This is a genomic window from Tardiphaga sp., assembly GCF_028290495.1.
Classification (GTDB): Bacteria; Pseudomonadota; Alphaproteobacteria; order Rhizobiales; family Xanthobacteraceae; genus Tardiphaga.
The window spans coordinates 1-8024 of record NZ_JAQGJT010000207.1; the positions used below are offsets into that span (position 1 = coordinate 1).

6 protein-coding genes are annotated in these 8024 nt (G+C 54.2%); 5 read left to right on the forward strand and 1 reads right to left on the reverse strand.

Annotated features, from left to right (window positions below; translation table 11 throughout):
* Window positions 1–1485: 1485 nt before the first annotated feature.
* The 5 genes from JWQ24_RS28050 to JWQ24_RS28070 all read left to right on the forward strand — a co-directional run bounded on the left by JWQ24_RS28050 (window position 1486) and on the right by JWQ24_RS28070 (window position 7490).
* Window positions 1486–2736 carry a class I SAM-dependent methyltransferase gene (locus JWQ24_RS28050; RefSeq protein ID WP_299815741.1) on the forward strand — a complete coding sequence of 417 codons (1251 nt, stop codon included), beginning with the start codon at window positions 1486–1488 and terminating at the stop codon, window positions 2734–2736.
* A gap of 579 nt (window positions 2737–3315) precedes the next feature.
* The gene (locus JWQ24_RS28055) at window positions 3316–3618 is read left to right on the forward strand and encodes a hypothetical protein (protein WP_299815744.1); all 303 of its coding nucleotides are present in this window, start codon (window positions 3316–3318) and stop codon (window positions 3616–3618) included.
* A 242-nt stretch (window positions 3619–3860) separates the two neighbouring features.
* Complete coding sequence (locus JWQ24_RS28060; protein WP_299815747.1) at window positions 3861–4784, forward strand: hypothetical protein; 924 nt, start codon at window positions 3861–3863, stop codon at window positions 4782–4784.
* Between the two features lie 2 nt (window positions 4785–4786).
* A complete protein-coding gene (locus JWQ24_RS28065) occupies window positions 4787–6157 on the forward strand; it encodes a hypothetical protein (RefSeq protein ID WP_299815750.1) in 1371 nt (456 codons plus the stop codon).
* Window positions 6150–7490, forward strand: coding sequence for an AAA domain-containing protein (locus tag JWQ24_RS28070; protein WP_299815753.1), 1341 nt, complete (start codon window positions 6150–6152; stop codon window positions 7488–7490). Before JWQ24_RS28065 ends, JWQ24_RS28070 begins: the two co-directional genes overlap by 8 nt.
* Window positions 7491–7619: 129 nt before the next feature.
* On the opposite strand, the gene JWQ24_RS28075 is transcribed toward JWQ24_RS28070, so the two are convergent.
* The coding region (locus JWQ24_RS28075; RefSeq protein ID WP_299815756.1) for a DUF2894 domain-containing protein at window positions 7620–8024 on the reverse strand (405 nt) is incomplete at its 5' end.

Here is an 8024-nt window from a genome sequence, read left to right on the forward strand (position 1 = left end):
GGCTTCGATCTATTGTTCTGCCTGGCCGCCCGACGTACCAGGCTCATGCCCTAGCTTCCCGATCCAGCGTTGCATGGGAAAGGAAAGCTTGGCGAGCGCCCAGTCCGACTGTTGCTCGGCCTATGAAAAGCGGCTTCGTTTTCGATGGTGGAAGTCTTCAGGTCCGAGACATCGGCAGCGCGGTTGCTTGGCCACCATATTTTGCCGTTGTGGAATTGCTAACGCCGTTTGACGCTGCTTATCGGTAGCTGGAGCATGCCGAATATCGTGGTACACCGTGCGTCGCCGGCTAGCAGCAAGCCATGTTTTCGCTTCGCGAAAACTGCTTGCCCTGCGGGGCGTTCTCGCTGCGCTCGTAACAACGCAAACCCCGAACACCGTCCACGTGCGCAGATGGCGCACGCACAACCTTGGCGCGATTTGCGAGCCGCGGGCCCCGAACGCGAGCCCACAGCTTGGCAGTGCGGCCGTCCGTGGGGGTGGACGGACCAGCGAGTTCGCGGCGCTGCGGCAATAGTCAGCGCAGAGCCATGTGACGCCAGCGCAACGGCTGGGCGAAGCGGAATCGTCCGGCGGCTGCTGTCACCGCCCAAGGCCGCGGCGAACCGCAAGCAAAATGCTAAACTGACACGACGCGTTGCAACGTGAATTTGCAAATCCGCCCGGAAATTTTCGATGCAGCCCACCAAGGGGCATGGTTGGGGGTAAGGCAAAGATCGAATTGGCGCAATCCCAATACTGGTGCGGGTTTCAGCCGATGATGGGGAATCCCCCTCTCCGCCAGGAAAGAAAAAAAGAAGCCACCCTCGGGTGGCTTCTTTCTTTCCTGGCGGAGAGAAGTAGGCCGCCTGCGCGGCCTGCGCGGTCCCCAAGGGGGCTGGTTCGAAGGGCCGCGCGTACTTCGCGCGGCCCTCTCCGAATCGCCCATCTGCCGTCGCTTCGCGACGGCGCGCCGGAGGCGCCAGCGCGCAGCGCGATTCCACAGCAACCGGGGACGACCCTGCAAGCGTATTGCCATGACACTCCAACATCCTCAACTTTTAATTGCGAGCGCTGAGCGCGTGTTTGGATGTCGTAACTTACCCCGGGCATCCAGAATGTCGAAACCGAGCCCGTCGTCCATGGTCAGGCGAGCGCCGTTTTACGGCACCGTGAACAAGTCTACCCAGCGGCGAAACGGCGTCACCCGGAGCGCTTGGAAGGACAGACCCGAGACTGGAAACTGCAGAACCAAGTCTGGCTGAATCCGGAACGGAATCAGCCAGAAGTATTTGAAAAAGCTGCTTAATTGCAGCGACATCTTTGTTGGCAACTATCCACAACGCAACAGGTACAATACTATGTTCAGAGCGACACGTCGCACTAGACTTGAAACCACAGAGCCGAATGCCGCCTTGCCTGAAAAATTCATGTTAGATGGGATTTTTCGGTAAGGACTAACACCTAATCTGGATGATCCTTTTTGGCTCATCTGGTAGAAACATTATGAAATTTGAGAACCCAAAGACAGCACCGGGCACTGACCCGGTCGATGCGTGGTATCGATACTATGCAGGGTACTCAGCTGCGTTCGTTGCAAAGGCACTCAAAGAAGTGGCGCCTCGTGCTCGAATTGTTCTTGACCCGTGGAACGGCACAGGAACAACAACTGTTGTAGCAGCAAGCAACAAGATTGGTGCGATAGGGTTTGACATCAACCCGGCAATGGTAGTCGTCGCGCGCGCGAGACTACTTGGTCAGGGAGTATGGGCCAGTATTGCTCCACTCAGCGCGGACATCGTTGTTCATGCAAATGCACGCAATATAGAAGATGACCCACTTAGGTTCTGGTTTGTGGACCGATCGGCCGCAAACATCAGAGCACTTCAAGCTAGTGTTCATAGGCTTCTCGTCGATGCAGGGACAACCACATATCCAATCTTTGATTGTGTCTCTAGCATGAGCACCCTCGCAGCCTTTTTTTATACGGCGCTTTTCCGGACAGTGCGCTTGCTCTTGGCTCCGGCCGCAGGGTCGAATCCGACATGGTGGAAACGCCTCGATGAGAACGAACGCCTCAATCCAGGACGCAAAATAATCTTTGACACGTTCATTCACTCAACAATGGAGTTGGCCGAAGGGCTGCACCGTGCAAATTTTAGTTTGGCAGTCCAAACGAGGGTCGACGTAGGCGATTGTCGTCAACTATTGTCAATCGCAGATCAAAGTATCGATACTGTAATTACGTCGCCGCCTTATTGCACCCGCATCGACTATGGTATCTCAACGCTCCCGGAGCTAGCTGTTCTGGGCGCACACGAGGAAGTGATAAAAAAGCTACGCAACACGATGGTTGGAACGCCGACGATCACTGGTGAAGACGGCGCCGAAGAGTCTTGGGGCCGCAAGGCAGCAGCGTTCCTTTCTGATGTCGCACAACACGACAGTAAAGCATCTGGTGGGTACTACTCGAAGTATTTCCGACAATACTACTCGGGTATGCACGCATCGCTGAGGGAGTTGCGGCGGGTCACACGACCGGGCGGAGCTGTGGTCTTGGTTGTTCAGGACAACTATTACAAAGAATTGCACAATGACACGCCGGGTATTTTGCGTGAGATGGCCAAAAGGAACGGGTTTGCGACGACTGCCAGATTTAATTTTCCAGTCGCACGGACAATGGCGAGTTTGAATCCACGTGCTCGCACAAGTCGAGATCAAGCCTCAGCGGTGGAAAGCGTTCTAGTGCTCCGCTAAAAAATATTTCGTGGAAAGTGTGGAAAGTGTGGAAAACGTGGTATTGTTTACCGCATGGATACTCATGACAACCTAAAAACTATCATTCTGGCCTTGGCAGAGGCTAATGCAGCGTTGATGAGTGCTGCGGGTGCCGGAAATGACTTGTTGATTGCCGACTTGTTAGACCAAGTTTCTTCGTTAGAACGGAAGAGAAATCGGCTCCTCCACAATTCACGCACATCTCGTATACAACGACCGAACGTCGGATACGAATCGACAGTACCGCTGCGGGATCAAGTGATCCGAGCACTTCATTTGGTCGGTCGGCCAGCGACCGGGCGTCTGCTTGCCGATGTCACGAAGGCTCGTTGGAATGAAACAATCGAGATCAATAAGCTCTCTTCGCTCCGTCGAGACGAGGCTCGAAGTTGGTCGGCCGGGCAAGACGCAAATAGGCGAACAGCGATCCGGGACATATATGTCGTCCCCGCCTTGAGCTATGACAGATTCGCACCAGTAAGAGGTAGTCTCGCGTTGTCCACCTGGGAGACGGTGCGTCGATTGGTTGCGCCTTTGTCTCTTCGAGTGGATATGCTTATGAGCACCATTTCGTTAGCAGAAGAAGCAATTCGACTCGGCGAAAACAGCCAGGGTACGACGATGAGCCGGCTTGTGTGTCGGTTAGGTGCAAGCATCCCAGGCGCGAATCCCTTCAAGAGCTCGATGCACGATGTAATCGCATTGGCCTCAGCTGAACTGTCTCAACTGGAAGGTATCGATTCGCATGAGCGATCCGTTGCAGCATCAAGGGCGGAAACGCAACTCACGTTGGATGCGCGCTTATTTGGGGCTCCGCTCCAATCAGTAAAAGTCAACAAGTTTGATTCATACGGGGGGTGATCATGACGACCGCGGACTTGCTTTCTCAATTTCGGGGCGCGTTTCCAACTTCGAATCCGAACGCACGCCGAGTTGCATCTGCGCTTGAAGCCCCGGGCTGCCATCGGCGCACAGTCTTGGACGCTAGTGCCGTCAATCTCGACAAGCTCGGCGCTCTCATTACGGGCGAGGCGAAGGATAGACAGTCGCCCTTTGCGATTACGCGAGGGAATAAGTTCGAGACGAGCGTCACGGATAACGGGATGGCGACCCTTCTGGCCCTCGCTCGAGAGCACCTTGGCTTGAGTATTCCCGAGGCTCGTCAAAAAGATCTCTCTGCAGCAGCAGTCCGAGAAGAGTCCCCGGGACTTTCCCATGGCCGCTTGAATGAAAGGCGCGCCTTGCTTACTCGACAGTACGTGAAGCAAATGCTGTCTGCGCCTATGGCGGCGGTCAATTTGTTGCGCCACGCAATGACGGCCATCGATTTTGGCGGAAAAGTCGTGCACCTAGAACAGGACGCCCTCGCTTTTGCGGTGGATGGGCGTATTCACGTCACTGAAATCAAGTCGTTCGCGTGTATCGATGGACAAGCTGATCCGGAAAAAGCGTCAGCAACAGTTAGGCAAGCGGCGGTATATGTACTTAGTCTGCAAAACTTAGTTGAGAGCCTTGGCGCAAGTCGAGATGCTGTCGACACGCGCGTCCTGGTTGTGCTGCCGGAAAACCTTACCTTTCGGGCGATAGGGGTGGTTGTCGATGTCGAAATGCAGGTTCGCCGACTGCGGCGCCAATTGGCCGCCGTTCCTCGCGTCGTTGACATCCTTGACGGCGTCCCACCTGGAACCTCGCTTCCCGCCGCCCCTGGGGACGGCGCTTTAGCTGAACAAGTGCAGTCTGCTCGGGCGCTGGCTCGCGAAGCACTTTCCCATCTCCCACCTCGCTTTGGGGACGGGTGTGTGTCGTGCCCACTTTTTAAGTCATGTCGTGAAGAGGCAAGTGATCAAAGCTTAGTTACTCGATTAGGTAACGCTGTTGCCGGACTATGTGGTGGCGTAACGACGATCAATGCAGCCTTAGACCTGTCGACCGGCCGGCGACAGCCAGCTAATGCTTCCGAAGCCGCCGTCGCCGAGATGTTGGTTCGAAGCGCAAACGCATTTGCGTACGCCTTGAAAGTGGGATAAACATGTCAGCGTTTGAAAACTATTTGGCGCTTCGAGCTGTCGAACTGGAGCGGGCAATTCCTAAAGCGTCGCGACGCCATGTGCACATTTCGACGCGCCCCTTGATTTTGCTAGGCTATCATCTCGCCGGTGATGTTGGAGCGCCTCTGGCGCTTATGTGGGGTACTGAACGAATTCATCCGAGATTAGTCGTAGTCCCTGAGCCGCGGAATCGGGAACTCCGATTTGATGCATTAAGAATTTTTGGCGCGGACTTTGCCGCATACCTCGAATCGTTTAACGAGGACTCCGGTGGCGCTCCCCAAATCATTGTTCCCAACCGGGCTACAGCCGAATGGCTGTTCGGTATCGTTGGCCGATTCACTCGTAACCTTCGTTTGGACAGCAATCCGGCCCCTCACCCTATTGTGCCCTTGGCCGGGAAGCACCTTTCGTTCTTTCATAACCAACGGCCGGGAAGTAATTTGGTTCTCCCTGCTACGGAGTCGTTAATCATCCATTGGCAAACGGGACAACTCCCATCGGAAAATCTTAATCTTTCTTCGTTGCTAGCTTGGATTGCTCCGGATGCCAACACAACTGGGGCGAATAGCGCAAAGCGGCGAGAACGTCTACCCCCGGCGGGACCACTATCTGATCCAAATTGGGATGCGGACAGCCTAGCGAAGCTAAACCAAGATTGGCATCATGCAACGCTTGGCACAGCACGTGCGAGAGTTGTCGCGAGGCTTGAGGCTGATATTCGCGAACAGCTTGACCATACATGGATGGATTGCTGGCACGCGCGTGAATTGATAAGCAGTCTTCCAGAAGCCAATAGCGTTGCGCGCCGCTGGGATCGCGATCGAAATGAATGGCTTAATCATTATAAGCGGATTGAGACCGAAACAGCATGGTTTAGAAATGTTCCAACCCCCATACATTCCGCGCGGACTTTGAAGAAATTTGAAGATGCGACAAAGGAGCTTGAGTCTGATATGGCACTTGATGATCCGCTGGTCTTGGCGAAATACGTGGCTTCAGGGGAGGCATTTCCCGCCAAGGTACTTTGTCTGGACGTGACGCGAATCAGGCAACCACATTTGATACTCGAACCACTTGTACACGTGGTCCGTCCACCGGGAGCCAAGCTCTTCCTGACTACAAACCGCGAGGTGGAGATCGAGATTTTGAGTTGCGATGCGAATCGCATTACAGCGAATGTTGTTAGCGGAGCGTGCACGAAAAAGACGCATTCCCGTCTCCCTTTGCCTGGCGACGAAATCATCCTTGGGCCATTCGGGAAGCCGGGATTTTTCCCGCATCTAGAATTTGAGGAAGTTCCTTGGACCCACCAGATCAGCGATCACACGATTGAGGCCGAAGATGAATAGAACCGCGGCTGAGGTATCTAACGCGGCGGTTGACCAAGTTTGGTCAGCAGTCGAGGGGAACGCTCGCACCATCTTGATTGACAGCCCGCCCGGCGCGGGCAAGTCCACTTTAGTTCGTGAGATTTGTTTGCGGTATATCCGGTTTGGACAAATTCCGGTGATTGTGCAGACCAATGACCAAGCAGATGACATGGTGCGCGGGTTTATAAACTCGGTGGATCCCAGGGTCAGGGATCTCACAATAGGACGATTACACAGTTCAAAATATGTGACTCCTCAAGATATTGTCAATCATCAACAAGTGGTATGCAGCAAGTCGGTTGTCGATTTAAGTGACTGTGAAATCATCGTTGCGCCAGCGGCTAAATGGGCATTTGTCAGCAGACAATTCCAGTGGCCTTTTGCGATAATTGATGAGGCTTATCAGATGCGATCGGACCAACTTCTTTCCATAGGCGCCTTGATGAATCGTCTATTGCTCGTAGGTGATCCTGGCCAAATTTCTCCGTTTAGTTCAGCCGACACGGCTCAATTTCGAGGCCGTCCATTGTCGCCAGTGGAGTCGGCTGCCATAACGATCCTTACCACTCGGCCGGACACACTTCGAATACCACTTCCCGTCTCGTGGCGTTTGCCAAGTAGCGCAGCGTCTGTGATTTCCGACGCTTTCTACCGAGTCCCATTTACAAGCGGAACTGGTCCAGATGACCGGCACATGGAAATTGATTTATCTGTTTGCGAAGTTTCGATGCCAGTTCGATTGGCTAGCCAAAAAGGTTGGGCGTTTATCGAGTTGGATGATCTGCTGATGCCGACTAATGATGAAGAGGCCGTTAAAGCGATTGCCTTAGTGGTCGACGATCTTCTATCAGCCGGCATTACATTTCACGATGAGCGTGGAAAAAGAAGAATGCGACCCAGCGATATCGCGATTGGTGTTGCACATCGCGACCAACGCGACTATGTTCGTAGTGCAATAGCAGGAGTGCTTAGCGCACGAGGGCTGCCGGCGAACGCAATTGCTATCGATACTGCCAATGTCTTGCAAGGAAGAGAGTTTGAAGTCGTAATAGTCTGGCACCCTTTGTCGGGACGCCGCGATGCCAGTTCCTTTCACCTTGATGCTGGACGCCTGTGTGTTCTATTAAGCAGGCATCGCCATGCTTGCATAGTGGTTTCCCGGGGTGGCATACGTGAACAACTTCAACAATTTCCATCTACAGAGCCTGTGTGGCTTGGCGAAGTTCCTCCGTTGATGGATGGGTGGCACGCTCATTTAAGTATTCTTGCTCACCTCGAAACCCATCGAGCATCAAGGGAGCGACTGTGCTAGCGAAGCGAAATAATGGGAAACGCAGGAGTTGAGGGTCACGTCTGCCATTGCGACACAAGCTCTGCCGTAATGGCGGCAGCGATTCGCGTATCCGCATGTCAAAACTCCCCGCCGCCCCTAACAACGCCCCTATTTTTTCATCGTCCTCGTCGACTTGGCCGCCTTCAAAGGAGTTACTTTTTTCCGCTTGCCGCCCACATCCTTTTCCCCCGTATCCAAGCAAAGCAGCGTATCCACATATGAAACCATCCGGCTCAAATAACCCGGCGAAATCCCCTGCATCATCGCCAGCGACCGAAGCACCAGATTGTGCGAATTAATCGGCCCGGCATTTTCCGGCCCTCGTTTCATCGCCAGTGCCAGCTGTTTGTCCACGCTCATCCTGGCCCACGTAGCGCGTGATTCGCGGACAGTCTTCAGCTCAAGGCCAGGATCGCCGGCCGCCGTAGTGCGCGAGACCGCATGATGGACAGGCGGATGTCCCGGCACACCGGCCAAGCCAGGTTCAAGTTGCGACACCAGCTCCGACAACGC